Origin of the sequence: Bradyrhizobium paxllaeri (assembly GCF_001693515.2) — a bacterium.
Classification (GTDB): domain Bacteria; phylum Pseudomonadota; class Alphaproteobacteria; order Rhizobiales; family Xanthobacteraceae; genus Bradyrhizobium; species Bradyrhizobium paxllaeri.
Window position 1 is genome coordinate 7,747,036 of the sequence record NZ_CP042968.1, and the last position, 17,963, is coordinate 7,764,998.

Here is a 17,963-nt window from a genome sequence, read left to right on the forward strand (position 1 = left end):
TCGGCCCGCGCTTTGTTCTTGCCTCTCTTGTCCCGAGAGGGGTGCTCAACCCGGACGTCCCGGGTTGAGCGATCGCATTGCAAGACGCCGGCCCCGTCAGCTCTTGATCTCAGCCGACCAGGTCTTTTCGATCAGCTTGACGACCGAGTCCGGCATCGGGATGTAGTCGAGCTCTTCAGCCATCTTGTCGCCCTTCTCGAAGGCGTACTTGAAGAACTTGATGGCTTCCTGGGACGCCGCCTTGTCGGTGGCCGCCTTGTGCATCAGGATGAAGGTCGCGGCCGTGATCGGCCAGGAGGCCTCGCCGGGCTGATCGGTGAGGATCACGTAGTAGCCAGGCGCCTTGGCCCAGTCGGCGTTGGAGGCGGCCGCCTGGAAGGCTTCGATGGTCGGCTGCACGGTCTTGCCGGCCTTGTTGATCATCGCCGTATGGGTCAGCTTGTTCTGCTTGGCATAGGCGTACTCGACGTAACCGATCGCGTTCTTGGTCTGGCCGATATTGCCGGCGACGCCTTCGTTGCCCTTGGCGCCAACGCCCACCGGCCACTCGACCGCGGTGCCAGTGCCGACCTTGGCTTTCCAGTCAGCGCTCGACTTCGAAAGATAGTCGGTGAAGTTGAAGGTGGTGCCCGAACCGTCGGAGCGGCGGACCACGGTGATGGCGTCGGCCGGCAGCTTCAGCTTCGGATTGAGTTTGGCGATCGCGGCATCGTCCCACTTCTTGATCTTGCCGAGATAGATGTCGCCGAGCACTTCGCCCGACAGCACCAGTTCGCCCGGCTTGATGCCTTCGAGGTTCACGACCGGTACGATCGCGCCCATCACCATCGGCCACTGCACCAGGCCGTCCTTCTCAAGCTGCTCGGCCTTGAGCGGCGCGTCGGTGGCGCCGAAGGTCACGGTCTTGGCCTGGATCTGCTTGATGCCGGCGCCGGAGCCGATCGACTGGTAGTTCAGGCCGTTGCCGGTCTCCTTCTTGTAGGCGTCGGCCCACTTCGAATAGATCGGGAACGGGAAGGTGGCGCCTGCGCCGGTGATGTCGGCAGCAAAGGCCGAGGTCGACGCGGCGACCATGCCGGCGGCGACGATTGTCCTGACGAAATTCATGGTTGATCTCCGTTTCTGAGCGAAGCGCCGGTGCGCCCGATCGCGCTCATGCCGCCCATGTAGGGGCGGTCGATAGAGCTTTTACGAAGGTTCGATGACAGTTGGATGACACCCTTAAGCGATTGAAATCGCTTAGGTTCAATGCGCTACAGGGGTTTTCGCCTGGGGAAAACAGGCGGCAAAGGTCGCCCCGTTTTTGGGCACGCTTTCGATCAAAAGCCGGCCGCGATGGCGGTTAAGAATATGTTTCACCAAGGATAAACCGAGCCCGGTTCCACCTTGCGCGCGGCTGTCGCCGACATCGACCCGGTAGAAGCGCTCGGTGAGCCGCGGCAGGTGTTCCGGCGCGATCCCGGGGCCGAAATCTTGGACCATGACGCGGAGTTCGGGCGCACCGTCGCCGGATGTCGCCTCCCTCAGGGAGACGACCACCCGTTCGCCGGACGCGCCATATTTGAGCGCGTTCTCGATCAGGTTCTCGAACAGCCGCAGCAGTTCCTCGCGATCGCCCGCGATCGTCGCCGATGCGCTGGGCAGATCGATTTCGATCGCAACCTGCCGCTCGCGCGCCAGCGGCTCCAGCCCGTCGGCGACCTGGCGGATGATCGGCACGATATCGACGCAGGCGTCGGGCCGGACATGGGCCGACAATTCGACCCGCGACAACGACAACAGATCGTCGATCAGCCGCGCCATCCGCGTCGCCTGCGCATGCATGATCGACAGAAAGCGCTCGCGTGCCTTGGTGTCGTCCTTGGCGGGGCCTTGCAGCGTATCGATGAAACCCGACAGCGCCGCGAGCGGCGTGCGCAGTTCATGGCTGGCATTGGCGACGAAGTCGGCGCGCATCTCCTCGACCCGCCGCAGCGGCGTCTGGTCGTGGAAGGTCAGCAGCATGCATTTCTCGGTGCCGCCGAACAGCGTGGGCACCGGCACCGGCGTGATGATCAGTTCCATCCAGCGGTCGACCGGCACCTGGTCGAGATAGCTGGCGCGGCGCGGCTCGGTGGTCGCGATCGCCTCGCGCAGCGCGGTGATGATTTCGGGCGAGCGCAGCGCGAACTGCGCGAGTTCGTTCTTGCGCAGCGCAGGCGCAAGCTGGGCAGCCGCGGCATTGAGGTGAATGACGCGCCCGGCGCGGTCGAGCAGCACGGCCGGATCCGGCATGCCGGCAACGACCGCGCTGACGGCAGCGGACTCGACCGGGCTGACCGCCCGGACATCGTCTCGCGAGGCCGCCGCATGATGCAGCCGCCACGGCACCAGCGCTGCCGCCGAGATGCAGATGAAAACCGCGACGGCGCGCGCCAGCGAGAGATCGGCCAACAGCACGAGCGCGCAAAGCGCAAGGCCGGCGGCCAGCAGGATGATGGCCGAATGGCGCAACCGGTCCGGCCATGGTGCAAAGAACGAGGAAGCGTGAGAATCGTCGATCGCCATGGCGCAGGCCTTCCTCCTCTACTTGCGAGGCGCCCACCGCGTCATCAGGTGCCCGTGTCTCCACGCTCGCGCACATAGACGGGGGCTTCATGCCTCGGCTTGGGATCGGCAGCAGACGCCAGTTGGCGCAGGCGCTTCGATCGCGCGCCGATGATAATCTCCCGAAGCGTCAGCAAGATTACAGATATGACAAAAGGCCCGATATAATAGAGGACGCGGAACAGCAGCATGCCGGCGAGCAGTTCCTCCCGGTCCATCTGCCAGAGACCGACCAGCATGGCGGCATCGAACACGCCAAGCCCGCCCGGGGAATGACTGGCAAAGCCGAGCAGGGTCGCAGAAACGAAGATCACCGCGACGACCACGAAGCCGATCTGGGGCTCGTCCGGCACCAGCATGTACATCGCCAGCGCGCAGAAGCCGAGATCGACAATGCCGATGGCGATCTGCAGCAGCGTCAGCGGGCCGCCCGGCAGCGTGACCGTCCACGGCCCACGCCCGACGCTGCGCGGATGGGCCCAGACCCAGCAGACATATCCGACCAGCCCGATGATGATGGCGAACGCCGCGATGCGGTTGAGCCAGGCCGGCAATTGATCGATCGAGGCGGCGGCTTCCGGGTGGTAGGCGATGCCCAGTCCGAGGACCGCGGCATTGCCGAGCCAGAAGGTGAGCCCGGCCAGGAAGCAGATCTTGGCGACGTCGATCGCGTTCAGCCCCCAGGCCGAATAGATCCGATAGCGCACCGCGCCGCCGGTGAAGACGCTGGCGCCGACATTGTGCCCGATCGAATAGGAGGTGAAGGCGGCCAGCGCGTTGACGCGATAGGGCACATGGTGCTGGCCGATGGCGCGGACCGCGAACCAGTCATAGAAGGTGAGCGTGAAATAGCCCGCCGCCACGAACAGCGCCGCCAGCGCGACCTGGGTCGGCTCGGTGCCCTTGATGGCGTCGATCACCTCGTTGGTGTCGATGCCGCGGAGCATGTGATAGAGCACGTAGCACGCAACGGCGATGACCGTGATGCTGATAACAACCCCGAGCTTATGCAGGACCTGTTTCTGGCGCAGAAACGAAATTGCCCTGCGTATTGCTTCCAGCATCTACACCTCGAATTGCGCTTCTGCGACGACGGCAATGGCGCGAACCCCGCCGACGCTACGCTGCTCCCCTGCCCCTCCAGTAGCGCGTTTTGAGCCGGAGTGGAATTCGCCTGACGACAATAAAACGCGCCCCTTCAACATATTAGGCGTGGTCCATGACGGCGCTAGCACGGTTTTCCTGAAATCCCGCCGCCCGACGGCGGTTCCGGACCATAGAAGGGACTGGTCAACAACCCGTGACAGCAACAGCGGTAAAGTTGACCGGTGCATGAGGCAATCAGGCCGGCGGCGCCGTGCGCGAGACCACCCAGTCGCGCAGCCATGCTCCGACTGCACAACCACAGAGATAAAGACCGAACATGATCAGGCCGAGATCGAGCCAGTAGCCGAAACGGCCGGGCACGACACGCGCGACCGCGGCCGCGACCAGCGCCGCGACCAGAGCCGCGAGCCACCATCGCCACTTCCGCGGGATACCGTCGCCGTGCTGGACCACGGATATCCAGCCCATGGCGAAGCCGAGCAGCACCGATCCCAACAGCCAGCCCCAGTAGAATGTGGTCAGATAGCCCATGCTCACTTCACCACGAAATCGATGCGGCGGTTCTGCGCCTTGCCCTGCTCGGTATCGTTGCCGGCAATCGGCTGCGTCGAACCATAGCCGACCGCGCTGAACCGGCTGGCCGGCAATCCCGCCTTGACCAAATAGTCGGCAACCGCCTGGGCCCGCTTTTCGGACAGCGCCTGATTGGCCGCATCGTCGCCGTCGGTATCGGTGTGGCCGGCGATCTCGATATTGGCGGTCGGACAGCGCAGTGCGGTCTCGATCAGGCGGTCAAGCAGGCCGGCGGAGTCGGCGACAATGTCGGCCTTGCCGGGCTCGAAGCGGATCCGTGCCTTGCCGAGCAGATCGGTGAACAGCTGCTGGCACACCGTCGCATCGACCGGCGCGGCGGGCGGCTTGACCGAAATTTCCGGCTTGAACTGCCAGCCCTGCGGAAAGTCCTTGCCGAGGCCGGCGCGGATCTGACTGGCGGCGGCCTCATAGAGCGCATCGCCCGACAGCTTCACCTCCCGGTCGGAGACGACGAGCGTGCCGGTCGACAGCCGCGACAGCGCGCCGAGCGCCGGTACCACCGCGCTGGCAAAACCCGACGGCGCGCCGATGCTCGCCTTGAGATTGTCGACGACTTTTTCGCTGAAGAACCTGCGTCCCGCCGCCGCCACCAGCGCGGCGTGGACATTGTTATCGGGCACATTGCCGGTCAGCGTCAGCGTCACCGCGACCGGATCCTTGTAGGCCTGGAAGATATAAGGCGGCGCCTTGACGTCGTTGGCTGCGACCGAAAAACCTTCAGGCAGATTTTTCAGCGCGGCGGCGATGGCTTCCCGGCCGCCTAGCTCGCGCGCCATCCCTGATAGGCTGACCTGGGTGTCCGATAACGTGATCTTGCCTTCCTTCAGCTTGCCGATCTGATCGAGCAGCAACAGCGCGGCATTGTCGAAACGCGGCGGCGCGCCGCGTGACAGATCCATTCGGTCGACCACTTCGACGCCGCCGAGATTGGCGCGCGCCGCCTCCATCAACCGGCTCTTGCTGGCCGGTAGCGGCGAACTTCCCGACAGCGTCACCCGAACGACATCGCGTTCGGCCGACCAGACGAACGGTTTGGCCTCGGGAACGAGCCGGGTTTCATCGTTGACAAGCCGCACCCCGGGCACCGTCTCCACCGACGCCACAGCGCTCTGCCGGCCGTCTTCCGAGAACGCATCTGCGGCCAGGGTTACGTCGCGGCCGGCGACCGAGATTCGCGTTTTATTGAGAACGGTGTCCTTGAGTGCGGCGGCCGACCGCTGCGCCAGATCGGCTTCCAGCGGTTCTGTGCTCGTCCAGGCCGCGATCGCCCAAAAGATGACCAGAGGAATAACGCCCGGCCACCATTTACTACTCCACTTGAAAAGTCCGCGCATTCGAGTTCCCGCAGGGTCCGGACGGCAGAGAAAACAAACCCTTGCAGGGCTGTCAAACCCGAAATGTCGCAGGCGCGAAAGGGCCCGGAATCGGTCCGGCTAACTGTTTGTTCAGCGGTCTGTCGGTAATTTCGGCACCGTAATACAACCGGGCAGCCCCCCAACTACAATGAAACTGCTTCGCAACACCGTTATTCGCGCCGGGCTTGAAGCGCTGTACTTCTCCGGGGCGCATTACCTGCTGCGACCAATCTTCGCAGGTGTCGGCGTGATCTTCATGCTGCACCATGTCCGTCCCCGCCGCGACGGCGCGTTTCAGCCCAATCATCATCTCGAGGTCGAGCCGGAATTCTTGCGGGCGATGCTGGCACATCTTCGCGCGCTCGACGTCGACATCGTCACCATGGATGAAGCACATCAGCGTCTCCAGGAGCGCAATTTTGCGCGACGCTTCGCCTGCTTCACCCTCGATGACGGCTATCGCGACAACCGCGATCATGCTTTGCCGGTGATGCGCGAATTTGACGCGCCGATGACCGTCTACGTCACGAGCGATTTCGCCGAAGGCACCGGAAGGTTGTGGTGGGTCTCGCTCGAGAAGGCAATCGCCAAGGCATCCTCGATCGAAGTCCCGATCGGCGGCACAGCGACCCGCCTCGACACCTCGACGCCGGCGGCCAAACAGGTCGCCTTCGACCGGCTGCATGACTGGCTGCGTACGCTGCCGGGCGAGCACGACATGCAGCGCGAAATCTCCGCGCTATGCACGCGCCACGAGGTGGACGAGACGCCGATCGCCCGCGAGCTCTGCATGTCCTGGGAAGAATTGAAGGCGTTCGCGGATGATCCCCTGGTGACGATCGGCGCGCATACGATCACGCATTGCAATCTGGCGCGCCAGAGCGAAGAGACCGCCGCGTTCGAACTGGCGACCAGCCGCGCGCGGATCGAAGCGGCATTGCAGCGGCCCGCGCTGCATCTCGCCTATCCCTATGGCGACCGGATCGCGGCCGGGCGGCGCGAATTCGCCCTGGCGAAGGCTGTGGGATTCAAGACCGCGGTCACGACGCGGCCGGGCATGCTGTTCCCGGAAAGTGCCGACCACATGACCGCGCTGCAGCGGGTCTCGCTCAACGGCAACTACCAGGACGCGCGCATCCTCCCGGTCCTGACCTCAGGCGCGGCCACCGCGATGTGGAACGGTTTTCGGCGCGTTGATGCGGCGTAGACTACCTTGAGGATCTCCTTCCTTCCCTTCTCCCCTTGTGGGAGAAGGAAGAAATCCCCTTCCTTGACTCGTACCGCTGCCACGCCCAAAACCTCCGGCAAAGCAATGGAGGAACGTAATGTTCAAGGATCTGTTCTCGCTTCAGGGTCGCGTCGCGCTGGTGACGGGCGGCTCGCGCGGAATCGGCAAGATGATCGCGGCCGGTTTTCTCGCGCAGGGCGCGGCGAAGGTTTACATTACTGCGCGCAAGGCCGGTCCTTGCGAAGCCACCGCGAAAGAACTCACCGCCGCCTATGACGGCGAATGCATCGCGCTGCCGATCGACATCTCGACGGTGGCAGGCTGCGAGAAGCTCGCCGGTGCGATCATCAAGCTGGAGCCGAAGCTCGACATTCTCGTCAACAATGCCGGCGCTGCCTGGGGCGCGGAGTTCGACGAATTCCCCGAGAGCGGCTGGGACAAGGTGATGGACCTCAACGTCAAGTCGCTGTTCTTCCTGACCAAGGCCCTGGCAAAACCGCTGCGCGCGGCGGCAAGCCCCGAGCGGCCAGCCAAGGTCATCAACATCGCTTCGATCGACGGCATCTTCGTCAATCCGACGGAAACCTATTCCTACGCCGCGAGCAAGGCCGCAGTGATCCATCTGACGCGCCGCATGGCCACCAAGCTGATCAAGGAGAACATCAACGTCACCGCGATTGCACCGGGCGCGTTTGCATCGGACATGAACCGCGCCGCGCGCGACCAGGCCGACGCGGTGGCAAAACGCGTTCCCGCGCGGCGCATCGGCACTGATGAGGATATGGCGGGAGTAGCGATCTATCTCGCCTCGCGGGCGGGCGATTATGTAGTGGGAAATACGATCGCGGTCGACGGCGGCGTGGTGTATGCGAGCGCGGGGAGCGAGATCGCGGGGTAGGATTGCGGGCGACACACGCGAGGTCGTCATACCCCGCGAAAGCGGGGTACGCCCCGGCGCCAATTGGTTGACCGCAGCGTTTCTGCAATTCATGCCGGTGTTTACTGGATCACCCGCTTTCGCGGGTGATGACGGCTTGGGCTGGAGGCGCGGATCGCGTTTCTCTCAGCTCTCGCCCTTCCCGTATTCGAAATCGGCCTTCGGCGCGTTGGGCAGTTCGCGCTCCAGCGCCTCCCGATAGCGCAAACAGCCGCGCAAGAATTTCGGCCAGGGCGGGACGGCGACCTCGGGCGTGACGCGCTCGGGTAGCAGGCCCCAGAGATCGGGGTGGTGCCAGCACAGGTCGTGACCGGTGCTGTCGCGATGGGTGCGAATACCCGCTCTGAGACGCTTCACCTCCGCGACCAGTTGGTCGCGGTTCAGTTGTTCGAGGTCGCGATCGGGGTCCATGGTTGCGGCTCCCCGATTTGCGGGGCGGTTCAGGTTTCGATCTTCACGTACTCGAAATCGCCGGGCTTGTTGTCGATGCCGACCTTCGGCGGCGAGATCCAGGAGGCGTACTGGCCGGCTTCGGTCACCGGCTTCATCAGCGAGGCGATGAAGTCGCCATCCTGCGTTGAAGGCAACCATTCGCTCTTGCGTTGGTTCCAGGTGGCGTCGTCAATCAGCACGCCGTCCGGCGTGGCGTTGATGTCCTTGAACTCGCCGATGTTACGGTGGAACGCAACGTTCGGCAGCGTCAGCTTGTACTGATAGCCGGCGGTCGAAATCACCTTGTTCCAGCGCAGCATGCCCTTGACGCAATCCTGCGTGTAGTCGTCGCGCAGCCGCATGTTGAGCGCGGTCAGCGCCGGCTCGTCGACCCGCTTGATCACGCCGTCGACCAGCTTCAGCACCGGATAGGTGGCGTTCTTGAGCTGGTGGTCGTCGTCGATCTGGGTTTCCTTGTAGCGGCCCTTGATGCCGGCATTGAAGGCGTTGGCCGCGTTGGTCGAGACTTCCGAACCAAAGAGATCGAGCGACAGCGAATAGTGCAGGTTCAGCTTCTTCTGGATGGTCGGCAGGTCGATCACGCCGAGCGCCCGCACCTTGGCGATGTCGGTCGGATCGGTGATGCCGGCTTCCTTCATCGCCTCGCAGGTGCGCTGCACGACGCGGCTGATGCCGGTCTCGCCGACGAACATGTGATGCGCTTCTTCGGTCAACATGAAGCGGCAGGTGCGCGACAGCGGATCGAAGCCGGACTGCGCCAGCGAGTGCAGCTGCATCTTGCCGTCGCGGTCGGTAAAGTAGGTGAACATGAAGAACGACAGCCAGTCCGGCGTCGCCTCGTTGAAGGCGCCGAGCATGCGCGGCGAGTCCGCATCGCCCGAGCGGCGGCGCAACAAATCGTCGGCTTCCTCGCGGCCGTCGCGGCCGAAATATTTCTGCAGCAGATAGACCATCGCCCAGAGATGGCGGCCTTCCTCGACATTGACCTGGAACAGGTTGCGCAAATCGTAGAGCGAGGGCGCGGTCTTGCCGAGATGGCGCTGCTGCTCGACAGAAGCGGGCTCGGTGTCGCCCTGGATCACGATCAGGCGGCGCAGCGTGGCGCGGTGCTCGCCGGGGACTTCCTGCCAGGCCGGCTTGCCGTAATTCTCGCCGAAGGGAATGACGCGGTTCTCTTCCTGCGGCGCCAGCAAGATGCCCCAGCGATATTCCGGCATCTTGACGTAATCGAACTTGGCCCAGCCGCGCGGATCGACCGAATAGGCGGTGCGCAAGTAAACCAGCGACTGCTGGAAGCCTTCCGGCCCCATGTCGCCCCACCAGTCCATGTAACCGGGATGCCAGCCCTCCAGGGCTTTAAGCACCTGGCGGTCTTCGCTGAGATTGACGTTGTTCGGAATCTTGGTCGAATAGTCGACGTTCATGTAATTCATCGCCGTACTCCTTTATGGCTCTCGTGTCCCGGGACGCGATGCGAGGCGAAACGATGCGCCGCAGATCTGGGACCTGTTAAGGTTCTGCGGGCCGCGCCACCAGCGCCGCACGGCGCCCGGGACACGAAATCAAACCCGCGTCATGTCGAATTGCGCCTTCTGGCCGGTGCCGTAACGGCGTAGCGCGCCGTCTTCGCCGACCGCATTGGGGCGCTGGAAGATCCAGTTCTGCCACGCTGTGAGGCGCGAGAAGATTTTTGATTCCATGGTCTCTGGCCCGACGAAGCGCAAATTGGCTTCCATGCCGGTGAGGCCGTCGGGCGAGAACGACGTGCGCTCCTCCAGGAACACGCGCACCTCGTCGTCCCAATCGATGTCGTCGAGCGCGAAGGTGACGAGGCCGAGTTCTTCTGCCTCTTCCGCATCGAGCGCCTTGCCGATGGCGCCTTGCGCGCGCTCCAGATCGGACGGATCGGCCTGGAATCGCGATTGCAACCGGGTCAGGCCGTGGCTCATCGGATAGGGGCCGAAATTCATTGAGGTCAACTGGATCGCGGGCGGCGGACGGTTGTCGCCCTGCCGCGAGCCGATCAGCATGTAGGAGCGGTCGGCGGCGAACACGAGTTCGGCCAGCGTGCCGGCGAAGCAGGAGCCGGGCTCGACCAGCGTCACCAGCGTGCGCGAGGTGACGTCGATGCGCTTGAGCACCCGCTTCCAGTAGTGCCTGATCTCGTTGACCAGCCAGTGCGCCTTGTTGGCGTCGAGGAAGGCGTCGCAGGCAACGATATTGGCGGGATCGCCATGGCTCTTGAACACCAGCATCGCGATTTCGAGTTCGTTGATGCGCAAATGCAGGATCGCGTCATCAAGCTCGCGCGCCACCTGCAGCGGCCAGAACGCAGCGCCCTGCCCGATCAGGCCGTCGATATCGGCGGGAGGAGCCGCTTCCGGCGCCTTGATCGAGATGGTTGCGATCCGCGCAGGGCGGTCGATATCGACGCTGACGAAGCCGTAGCGGATGCCGGCCTCGTCGATGGTGCGGTTGAGCGGCGCGAGCGTGATGCCCTTGCCGGTGCCGTTGCGCTTCGAGGCGGCGGCGAGTTCCTTGGCGCGCTCGGCGACCTTGGCTTCCAGCTTGCTGTTCGGCGCGATCTCGTCGACGAGGCGCCATGCGACGGCACGCTTGCCCTTGATGCCTTCCTCGATGGTGCAGAAGAAGTCGGCATGGTCGCGGCGCACCTTGCGCTTGTCGACCACGCGCGTCAGGCCGCCGGTGCCCGGCAGCACCGCGAGCAGCGGCACTTCCGGCAGCGCGACTGCGGCAGCGCCGTCGTCGGCCATGATGATGTGATCGGTCGCGAGCGCCAGCTCATAGCCGCCGCCGGCCGCGGTGCCGTTGACGACGGTGATGAAGCGCTGGCCGGAATTCTCAGATGAATCTTCCAGGCCGTTGCGGGTCTCGTTGGTGAATTTGCAGAAGTTGACCTTGTGCGCGTGGGTCGCGCCGGCCAGCATGCGGATGTTGGCGCCGGCGCAGAACACGCGGTTCTTGCCGGAGCGCATCACCACGACCTTCACCTCGGGATGCTCGAAGCGCAGCCGCTGCACGGCGTCCGCCAGTTCGATATCGACGCCGAGATCGTAGGAATTCAGCTTGAGCTGATAGCCCTCGAACAGCCCGGCGTTCTCGTCGACGTCCATGGTAAGCGTCGCGACATCGCCTTCGATCGCCAGCTTCCAGTGGCGGTAGCGCGACGGTTCGGTTTGAAAATCGATGTATTTCGCGCCGCCTGCGAGGACGCGATCTTCACCGGCCATGAGCCACCCTCTGTCGTTTTCTCGAAATGTTGTCTGGTTCGTTGCATGCACAATAGTGCATGTTTTTGATTGAGTCTAGCCTAAAATGCCAGAACATGCATTTTGTTTCATGTTCGGCCCGTGACCGCAAAGGTCACCCAGTCGGCCTTGGCGAGCTGCGGCCGCCCCAGTCTGTCCTTGATGACGGCCGCCAGGGCCGCGGCCGGAAAGCAATCGGCAAAGCCGTCGCCGCCGGCATGGCGCAGGCCCAGCGCCTCGAGTTCGACGAGCGCCTCCCCCAGCATCCGCGCCGCGACGTGCGGCTTCTGCATGCGCAGCCGCAAGTTCGCGGTCGCGATCAGGATGCAGGCGCGCAGCAGAATTCGCTCGCGGCCGCCCTGCGGTGCTGCGGCCCACACCGCTTCCAGGATTTCCTGCGCCTCCCAGAAATAGCCGCGGTCGTTGAGCGTGATGCCGTAACGCAGCGCCGGATGCCGCGCCGGCACGTAGCCGCCGAAGCGTGGCGGCACCAGCGCTGCGATCTGCCTCAGCGTTTCGTAGTCGGCGTTCGCAGCGGCTGGGTCGCCCGGCACATAGGCCCAGCGCGGCAACGGAAGATTACCTGTGCCTGAGGGCTGCGTCGTCATCGGGGCCCGGTCCCGGAACGCGCATGAGCGTTACGCGGCCCGCCCCTGCGAACCGTTTTCGAGCTGCAACACCGCCTTTGCGAAATCCGAAATCGCATCGAGCGTCGCCTCCGGCGCTTCGCGATGCGGCTGATGTCCGGCACCCGGGATCACAGTCACATCGACCGGACAGTAGCACTCTTCCTGCGCGATCTCGACCTGGCGCATGGTTCCGTACTGGTCGTCGACGCCTTGCAGGATCGCCACGGGTACGCGGATATAGGCGAGGTATTCGGAAATATCCCAGTTGCGGAAATCCGGATCAAGCCAGGCGCCGTTCCAGCCATAGAAGGCGTTGTCGACGTGCCGGTGCCAGCGCGACAGCTTCCCCTTCAGGCTCGTGGTTTCGTAGGCGGTGCGGATCTCTGCGATCGAGGCGACCGAAATATCCTCGACGAGGAAATGCGGCGCGATCAGCGCAAGGCCCTGCACGCGGTGATCCTGATGCGAGCCGGTATAGATCGCCGCGATCGAGGCGCCGTCGGAATGACCGAGCAGGAGGCCGCGGCGGAAGCCGATCTTGGCGAGCAGTTTCGGCAGCACATCGAGCGCCTCGACATGCATGTAGTCGAGCGGCCGCGGCAGTTTTACAGGCGTCGATGCGCCGTAGCCCGCGCGCGAATAGGCGAACACGCCCGCCCCGGTCGCGGCCTGTAGCTTTTCTGGAAAGTCGCCCCACAGCCCGGCCGAGCCGAGGCCTTCATGCAGCATCACAATCGTTGGCGCGCTCTCGGGCGACGGGCCGATCATGCGGTATTCGAGATGGGAAGCGCCGATCGTGAGGAAGCCCGAGGGGGTAAGGGTTGTCATGTGTATTTCCGTCCACTCCGTCATTCCGGACAGGTCGCGAAGCGAGCTGATCCGGAATCTCGAGATTCCGGGTTCGCGCTAACGCGCGCCCCGGAATGACGACGTCAATTATGTTCGCGCAGCTTGAACCGCTGAATCTTGCCTGTCGCCGTCTTCGGCAAACTGTCCACCACGTCGATCCAGCGCGGATATTTCCACGCGCCGATCTTCTGCTTGACGTGCTCCTTCAGCACCTCGTGCAGATCATCGGTCTTGGCGCCGGGCCGCAATACGACAAAGGCCTTCGGCTTCAACAATCCTTCCGGATCGGATTCGGGCACGACGGCGGCCTCAAGCACCGCCGGATGGGTGATCAGCGCGCTCTCGACCTCGAATGGGGAGACCCAGATGCCGGAGACCTTGAACATGTCGTCGGCGCGGCCGCAGAAGGTGTAACGGCCATCGGCATCGCGAATGTATTTGTCGCCGGTGCGGGTCCAGTGGCCCTCGAAGGTCGAACGGCTCTTGGCGCGCTGGTTCCAGTAGCCCTCGCCGGCGGAGGGCGCGTCGACCAGCAATTCGCCCACTTCGCCGTCAGGCACCTCGGCGCCCGCTTCATTGACCAGCCGCACCTTGTAGCCGGGCACGGGACGCCCCGAGGAGCCGTATTTGATATCGTCGGGCGCGTTGGACAGGAAGATGTGCAACAGCTCGGTCGAGCCAACGCCGTCGAGAATGTCGACGCCGAACCGTGCCTTCCAGGCGTTACCGACGGACTCCGGCAGTGCCTCTCCGGCGGAGGTGCAGACGCGCAGACGCGTGCCGGCGCGGGCATCCTTCACCGTCTCGTCGTTGAGCATCGCGGCGAACAGCGTCGGTACGCCATAGAAGATGGTCGGATTATACTTGTTCATCAGCGCGAACATCGCGGTCGGCGTCGGCCGTTCCGTGTGCAGCACCGTCGAGGCGCCGACCGACATCGGGAACGTCAGCGCATTGCCGAGGCCATAGGCGAAGAACAGTTTTGCCGCCGAGAGGCAGACATCGTTTTCGCGAATGCCGAGCACCTGTCTGGCGTAGGTATCGGCGGTGGCGGCGAGATTGGCATGCAGATGGCGCACGCCCTTCGGCATGCCGGTCGAGCCGGAGGAATAGAGCCAGAATGCGGGCTCGTCCGGATGCGTCGCGGCGGTTGCGAATGTATCGCTCTCGCGCGCCAATTCATCGGAGAGTTTCTTGTGGCCGTGGGCATCCTTGCCCGACACGACGATGTGTTCGAGATCCGGCATCCGAGCGACGACGTCTTTCACGACCGGCAGCAGCGCTTCGGAGACGAACAGCACGCGGGCGCGGCAATCCCCGAGAATGTAGGCATACTGCTCCGAGGTCAGCAGCGTGTTGAGCGGCACCGGCACGATTCCGGCGCGGATGGCGCCGAGGAACACGCACGGGAAGTCCACCGTATCCAGCATGATCATCGCCACGCGCTCTTCGCGACGGACGCCGAGCCGGCGCAGCATATTGGCGACACGGCGGGTCTGCCGCTGCAGATCGCCATAGGTGAGCTCGGTGACGGTGTCGGTGAAGGCGAGCTTGGCCCCGCGCCCCTCCTCGACATTGCGGTCGAGCAACCAGGTCACCGCATTGTACGAACCGGACGTGCCGCTCACGACGCTTCTCCCCTCAGTTTTTAGAATTATAATTCATACAAAGACACCGGCAACGCTTGCTGTCAATCCTCATCGGCATTATGTTTCCGAAATCCGTTCACCCGCAGGTAAAGCCGAACGAGGAAATGACCGAGGCCAGCGCCCCCGAATCCGGCTTTCTCGAACAGCTCGGCCAGCGTGTGCGCACCATGCGCGCCCTTCGCGGCATGTCGCGCAAAGTGCTCGCCAAGGTTTCAGGAATTTCCGAGCGCTACATCGCCCAGCTCGAAAGCGGCAAGGGCAATGTCTCGATCGTGCTGCTGCGGCGCGTGTCAAACGCGATGGGCGCGCATCTCGAGGACATGATTCCTTCCGCCGAGCCCACGCCGGACTGGGCGATCATTCGCGATCTCCTGCGCAAGGCGACGCCGGCCCAGATCGCGCAAGCCAAGGATGCGCTGGCCGGCGGCGGCATCGCGGCGCAGCGGCGGATCAGCTTTGCCGGCATCGCCCTGATCGGCCTGCGCGGCGCCGGCAAATCCACCCTCGGCAGGATGCTGGCGAAGAAGATCGGCTGGAAATTCGTCGAGCTCAACAAGGAGGTCGAGGCGCAGAACGGCTTGTCGGTCGCCGAGATCATCGCGCTCTACGGCCAGGAAGGCTTTCGCCGCATGGAGCAGGCGGCGCTCTCGCAATTGCTGGCGCGCAAGGAGCTGATGGTGCTGGCGACCGGCGGCGGCATCGTCTCCGAGCCGCTCACATTCGACCTGATCCTGTCGTCGTTCTACACCATCTGGCTCAAGGCCGAGCCGGAAGAGCACATGGCCCGCGTCCGCGGCCAGGGCGATCTGCGCCCGATGGCGGACGATCGCTCGGCGATGGCGGAATTGCGCAATATCCTGATCAGCCGCGAGCCGCTCTATGCGCGTGCGTCAGCCGTGGTCGATACCGCGGGCCTTTCCGTCGATGTGGCGGCGACGCGGCTCAGCGACGCGGTAGCGCCGGTGCTGCACGACAAGCACGCGTTCGGGCTGCGCAGCGCGGTCTCCTGATCTTTCTGCGAAAGCGCCAGCTGCAAGGCCTGATTTCCGGGCGTGCGGCGGCTCGACGGTTGCAACCCGAACCGGGCGCCACCATTAACCCTTATACAAGTTCCATGCGAGCGCCGGCTACAATACACCCTGAAGGAGTGTTACTAACGCGTTAATCGCATGGAGGACAAATCGTGCTGGAGCGCCGTCAACACCCGAGAGGCCGCGTCTATTACGGCGGAATGATCGCGTTCAACGCGCGCAACTCGACGCTCGACTGCATCGTGCGCAATTTCAGCCAGGGCGGCGCGAAGATCGAATTCGAGAATTCGACCATCTTGCCCGACCAGATCGATTTCGAAATCGTGCGCCGGGGGCTCTCCTGCTTCGCCCGCCCCGTCTGGCGCGATCACAACACGGCGGGCCTGATGTTCTGCGGCGAGCACGACATGAGCAGCGTTATTCCGCTGGAATGGGCGCGCAAGCTCCGCGCCAGCGAGCGGTCGAACCGGCGGCTGAAGTCGCGGCTCAATCAGCTTCTGAACGAGTTCTAGACCACATGAGCAGCGTTGAAGGCGAAGACGCCCTTCTCGCCGCGGCGAAGACGCCGAAAGTCCGGCGGCGCAAGCTGCGCGCGATATTGCTGGCGTTGGTGACGCAATACGCGATTGTCGCAACGGTTGTCGGCCTGTCGCTCGCGGCGATGCTGCGCTACCTGGTGACGCCGCAGATCGTCGCCAAGTTCGAAGCGATCGAAGCCGCACTCAAGCGCTTGCCGCCTTGAGGCTCAGTCGCGATACTGAGTGCGCATGAAACTGCTTTTCGTCCATGGCGCGCCGGCGGGCTGAACGTTAGAGCGCAGGTCGAGCAGCATGTTCGCCTGGTCGCCGCCATCCCAAGGCGCCAACCCCGTCATTGCGAGGAGCAAAGCGACGAAGCAATCCATGCCACAGCAAGCGGTGAAATGGATTGCTTCGCTTCGCTCGCAATGACGACGCCCTATCCGAGCTTCGCAAAGGCAGGAGCATGCTCAATGACTCCCCTGTCTGCCGGAAGTTCGTTGCCTCCGAGCGGCATGACCATCAGATGCGGACCGGCATAGGGTGAGATGAACCCGCTCGCCTTGCCGGCATCGAAGCCGAAACGCCGATAGAAGACGGGATCGCCGAGGACGAAGATGCCGCGCCAGCCATCGGCCTCGCTGCGGGCGATACCCTGGCGGATCAGCCGGCTGGCAAAACCTGTCCGCCGGTATTCGGGCAGCACCGCGACGGGTGCGAGCGCAAGCGCGGGAAACGGCGCTGTCATCCGTGAGAACAGGACATGGCCAACGACCGTCCCGTGATCCACTGCAACCAGCGAGAAAACCGCATCGCCGGCCGCGCACAGATCGTCGACCAATTGCGCTTCGGCCGGCTGGCCGAACGCCACTTCCTGGACGATACGGATCGCCGCAATATCCTCGGGTGTTTCAGACCGGACGATCATCGTTACACCAGCATCGATTTGACCGACGCCGCCGTCTCCTGCAATCGCGGCAGGAAGCGTTCGACCATCTCGGCCGATGACACACGGTCGACATGCGCGCCCATATTGATGGCCGCGACGATGGCGCCGTCGTAGCGGCGGACCGGCACCGAGATCGAACGGAAGCCCGGCTCGGCCTCGCGATCGACCAGCGAATAGCCTGCCGCGCGATCGGCAATGATCGTCTTCAGCAATAATTTCCTGTCGGTGACGGTGAACGGCGTCAGCGGCGCGAGGTCCATCTTGCCGAGCGCCGCGGCCAGATCGTCGTCTGAAAGCCGCGACAACAGCACGCGGCCGACCGAGGTGCAGAACGCCGGCAGGCGATAGCCGACATCGATGCCCGACGAAAATATCCGTGTCGGGCTGGCGCGTGCGATGAAGACGACGTCGTTGCCGTCGAGGATCGCCATCGACGAGATTTCCTGCGCCTCGCTCGACAACCGATCCAGCGCCGGCTGCAGCACCGAGACGACATGGTTCGAGGCGAGATAGCTGGAGGCCAGCACCAGCACGCGCGGCATCAGGCGAAACAGCTTGCCGTCGGTAGCGACGAAGCCGGCGCGCTCCAGCGTGAAGAGAATGCGCCGCGCAGTGGCGCGCGGCAGGTCGGCGGCCTTGGCGAGGTCGCTCAGCGTCATCGGCTGCCCGCTGCCGCCGAACACCTCCAGCACGCGCAGGCCGCGGTCGAGGCTTTCGATGAAATCGGTGGCGCCGCGGTTGTCTGTACCCTCGGCGCGCTTAAGCTTGGGCATCGCTGCCTCCATAATCCGCTTGCTTAACGCACAGCC

General features: G+C 64.0%; 18 protein-coding genes. 5 read left to right on the forward strand and 13 right to left on the reverse strand.

Annotated features, from left to right (window positions below; translation table 11 throughout):
• Positions 1–96: 96 nt before the first annotated feature.
• From pstS to LMTR21_RS37130, 5 genes are all read right to left on the reverse strand, one after another.
• Positions 97–1,107, reverse strand: coding sequence for a phosphate ABC transporter substrate-binding protein PstS (gene pstS, locus LMTR21_RS37110; protein ID WP_065750753.1), 1,011 nt, complete (start codon positions 1,105–1,107; stop codon positions 97–99).
• A 138-nt stretch (positions 1,108–1,245) separates the two neighbouring features.
• The gene (locus LMTR21_RS37115) at positions 1,246–2,547 is read right to left on the reverse strand and encodes an ATP-binding protein (protein ID WP_065750754.1); all 1,302 of its coding nucleotides are present in this window, start codon (positions 2,545–2,547) and stop codon (positions 1,246–1,248) included.
• Between the two features lie 44 nt (positions 2,548–2,591).
• Positions 2,592–3,650 (reverse strand): lysylphosphatidylglycerol synthase domain-containing protein, encoded by a 1,059-nt coding sequence (locus tag LMTR21_RS37120; RefSeq protein ID WP_065750755.1) that lies wholly within the window; start codon positions 3,648–3,650, stop codon positions 2,592–2,594.
• 277 nt (positions 3,651–3,927) lie between these two features.
• On the reverse strand, positions 3,928–4,224 hold the full coding sequence (locus LMTR21_RS37125; RefSeq protein ID WP_065750756.1) for a hypothetical protein: 297 nt from the start codon (positions 4,222–4,224) through the stop codon (positions 3,928–3,930).
• A gap of 2 nt (positions 4,225–4,226) precedes the next feature.
• A complete protein-coding gene (locus LMTR21_RS37130) occupies positions 4,227–5,621 on the reverse strand; it encodes an OmpA family protein (RefSeq protein WP_065750757.1) in 1,395 nt (464 codons plus the stop codon).
• Between the two features lie 169 nt (positions 5,622–5,790).
• On the opposite strand from LMTR21_RS37130, the gene LMTR21_RS37135 reads away from it, so the two are divergent.
• Complete coding sequence (locus tag LMTR21_RS37135; protein ID WP_065750758.1) at positions 5,791–6,849, forward strand: polysaccharide deacetylase family protein; 1,059 nt, start codon at positions 5,791–5,793, stop codon at positions 6,847–6,849.
• Between the two features lie 118 nt (positions 6,850–6,967).
• On the forward strand, positions 6,968–7,768 hold the full coding sequence (locus LMTR21_RS37140; protein ID WP_065750759.1) for an SDR family NAD(P)-dependent oxidoreductase: 801 nt from the start codon (positions 6,968–6,970) through the stop codon (positions 7,766–7,768).
• Positions 7,769–7,933: 165 nt separating this feature from the next.
• Here LMTR21_RS37140 and LMTR21_RS37145 read toward each other — a convergent pair whose 3' ends face one another.
• The 6 genes from LMTR21_RS37145 to LMTR21_RS37170 all read right to left on the reverse strand — a co-directional run bounded on the left by LMTR21_RS37145 (position 7,934) and on the right by LMTR21_RS37170 (position 14,635).
• The gene (locus LMTR21_RS37145; protein WP_065750760.1) at positions 7,934–8,218 is read right to left on the reverse strand and encodes a hypothetical protein; all 285 of its coding nucleotides are present in this window, start codon (positions 8,216–8,218) and stop codon (positions 7,934–7,936) included.
• Between the two features lie 29 nt (positions 8,219–8,247).
• Positions 8,248–9,684, reverse strand: coding sequence for a benzoyl-CoA 2,3-epoxidase subunit BoxB (gene boxB, locus LMTR21_RS37150; protein ID WP_057839314.1), 1,437 nt, complete (start codon positions 9,682–9,684; stop codon positions 8,248–8,250).
• A 138-nt stretch (positions 9,685–9,822) separates the two neighbouring features.
• Complete coding sequence (gene boxC, locus LMTR21_RS37155; protein WP_065750761.1) at positions 9,823–11,511, reverse strand: 2,3-epoxybenzoyl-CoA dihydrolase; 1,689 nt, start codon at positions 11,509–11,511, stop codon at positions 9,823–9,825.
• Between the two features lie 107 nt (positions 11,512–11,618).
• Positions 11,619–12,137, reverse strand: a complete 519-nt coding sequence (locus LMTR21_RS37160; protein ID WP_065750762.1) for a DUF309 domain-containing protein — start codon at positions 12,135–12,137, stop codon at positions 11,619–11,621.
• Positions 12,138–12,167: 30 nt separating this feature from the next.
• Positions 12,168–12,986: an alpha/beta fold hydrolase gene (locus LMTR21_RS37165; RefSeq protein ID WP_065750763.1), complete on the reverse strand. Its 819-nt coding sequence runs from the start codon at positions 12,984–12,986 to the stop codon at positions 12,168–12,170.
• Positions 12,987–13,090: 104 nt separating this feature from the next.
• Positions 13,091–14,635 carry a benzoate-CoA ligase family protein gene (locus tag LMTR21_RS37170; protein ID WP_065750764.1) on the reverse strand — a complete coding sequence of 515 codons (1,545 nt, stop codon included), beginning with the start codon at positions 14,633–14,635 and terminating at the stop codon, positions 13,091–13,093.
• Positions 14,636–14,715: 80 nt separating this feature from the next.
• Here LMTR21_RS37170 and LMTR21_RS37175 point away from each other — a divergent pair, with 80 nt between their 5' ends.
• The 3 genes from LMTR21_RS37175 to LMTR21_RS37185 all read left to right on the forward strand — a co-directional run bounded on the left by LMTR21_RS37175 (position 14,716) and on the right by LMTR21_RS37185 (position 16,429).
• Positions 14,716–15,666: a helix-turn-helix transcriptional regulator gene (locus LMTR21_RS37175; RefSeq protein ID WP_084030407.1), complete on the forward strand. Its 951-nt coding sequence runs from the start codon at positions 14,716–14,718 to the stop codon at positions 15,664–15,666.
• Between the two features lie 173 nt (positions 15,667–15,839).
• Positions 15,840–16,199 (forward strand): PilZ domain-containing protein, encoded by a 360-nt coding sequence (locus LMTR21_RS37180; protein ID WP_065750765.1) that lies wholly within the window; start codon positions 15,840–15,842, stop codon positions 16,197–16,199.
• A 5-nt stretch (positions 16,200–16,204) separates the two neighbouring features.
• The gene (locus tag LMTR21_RS37185) at positions 16,205–16,429 is read left to right on the forward strand and encodes a hypothetical protein (protein WP_065750766.1); all 225 of its coding nucleotides are present in this window, start codon (positions 16,205–16,207) and stop codon (positions 16,427–16,429) included.
• Between the two features lie 215 nt (positions 16,430–16,644).
• Here LMTR21_RS37185 and LMTR21_RS37190 read toward each other — a convergent pair whose 3' ends face one another.
• Entirely contained in the window at positions 16,645–17,133 is a 489-nt protein-coding gene (locus LMTR21_RS37190; protein ID WP_065750767.1) for a GNAT family N-acetyltransferase, read from the reverse strand.
• Positions 17,134–17,135: 2 nt separating this feature from the next.
• Positions 17,136–17,927 carry an IclR family transcriptional regulator domain-containing protein gene (locus LMTR21_RS37195; RefSeq protein ID WP_065750873.1) on the reverse strand — a complete coding sequence of 264 codons (792 nt, stop codon included), beginning with the start codon at positions 17,925–17,927 and terminating at the stop codon, positions 17,136–17,138.
• Positions 17,928–17,963: the final 36 nt, after the last annotated feature.

What these genes read in the sequence shown, in the direction of transcription:
- LMTR21_RS37165 (WP_065750763.1), bottom strand. Translation starts at nt 12,986, where the DNA reads ATGACAACCCTTACCCCCTCGGGCTTCCTCACGATCGGCGCTTCCCAT.
- pstS (WP_065750753.1), bottom strand. Translation starts at nt 1,107, where the DNA reads ATGAATTTCGTCAGGACAATCGTCGCCGCCGGCATGGTCGCCGCGTCG.
- LMTR21_RS37115 (WP_065750754.1), bottom strand. Translation starts at nt 2,547, where the DNA reads ATGGCGATCGACGATTCTCACGCTTCCTCGTTCTTTGCACCATGGCCG.
- LMTR21_RS37195 (WP_065750873.1), bottom strand. Translation starts at nt 17,927, where the DNA reads ATGCCCAAGCTTAAGCGCGCCGAGGGTACAGACAACCGCGGCGCCACC.
- LMTR21_RS37140 (WP_065750759.1), top strand. Translation starts at nt 6,968, where the DNA reads ATGTTCAAGGATCTGTTCTCGCTTCAGGGTCGCGTCGCGCTGGTGACG.
- LMTR21_RS37160 (WP_065750762.1), bottom strand. Translation starts at nt 12,137, where the DNA reads ATGACGACGCAGCCCTCAGGCACAGGTAATCTTCCGTTGCCGCGCTGG.
- LMTR21_RS37120 (WP_065750755.1), bottom strand. Translation starts at nt 3,650, where the DNA reads ATGCTGGAAGCAATACGCAGGGCAATTTCGTTTCTGCGCCAGAAACAG.
- LMTR21_RS37130 (WP_065750757.1), bottom strand. Translation starts at nt 5,621, where the DNA reads ATGCGCGGACTTTTCAAGTGGAGTAGTAAATGGTGGCCGGGCGTTATT.
- LMTR21_RS37185 (WP_065750766.1), top strand. Translation starts at nt 16,205, where the DNA reads ATGAGCAGCGTTGAAGGCGAAGACGCCCTTCTCGCCGCGGCGAAGACG.
- LMTR21_RS37190 (WP_065750767.1), bottom strand. Translation starts at nt 17,133, where the DNA reads ATGATCGTCCGGTCTGAAACACCCGAGGATATTGCGGCGATCCGTATC.
- boxC (WP_065750761.1), bottom strand. Translation starts at nt 11,511, where the DNA reads ATGGCCGGTGAAGATCGCGTCCTCGCAGGCGGCGCGAAATACATCGAT.
- LMTR21_RS37135 (WP_065750758.1), top strand. Translation starts at nt 5,791, where the DNA reads ATGAAACTGCTTCGCAACACCGTTATTCGCGCCGGGCTTGAAGCGCTG.
- LMTR21_RS37145 (WP_065750760.1), bottom strand. Translation starts at nt 8,218, where the DNA reads ATGGACCCCGATCGCGACCTCGAACAACTGAACCGCGACCAACTGGTC.
- LMTR21_RS37175 (WP_084030407.1), top strand. Translation starts at nt 14,716, where the DNA reads ATGTTTCCGAAATCCGTTCACCCGCAGGTAAAGCCGAACGAGGAAATG.
- LMTR21_RS37125 (WP_065750756.1), bottom strand. Translation starts at nt 4,224, where the DNA reads ATGGGCTATCTGACCACATTCTACTGGGGCTGGCTGTTGGGATCGGTG.
- boxB (WP_057839314.1), bottom strand. Translation starts at nt 9,684, where the DNA reads ATGAACGTCGACTATTCGACCAAGATTCCGAACAACGTCAATCTCAGC.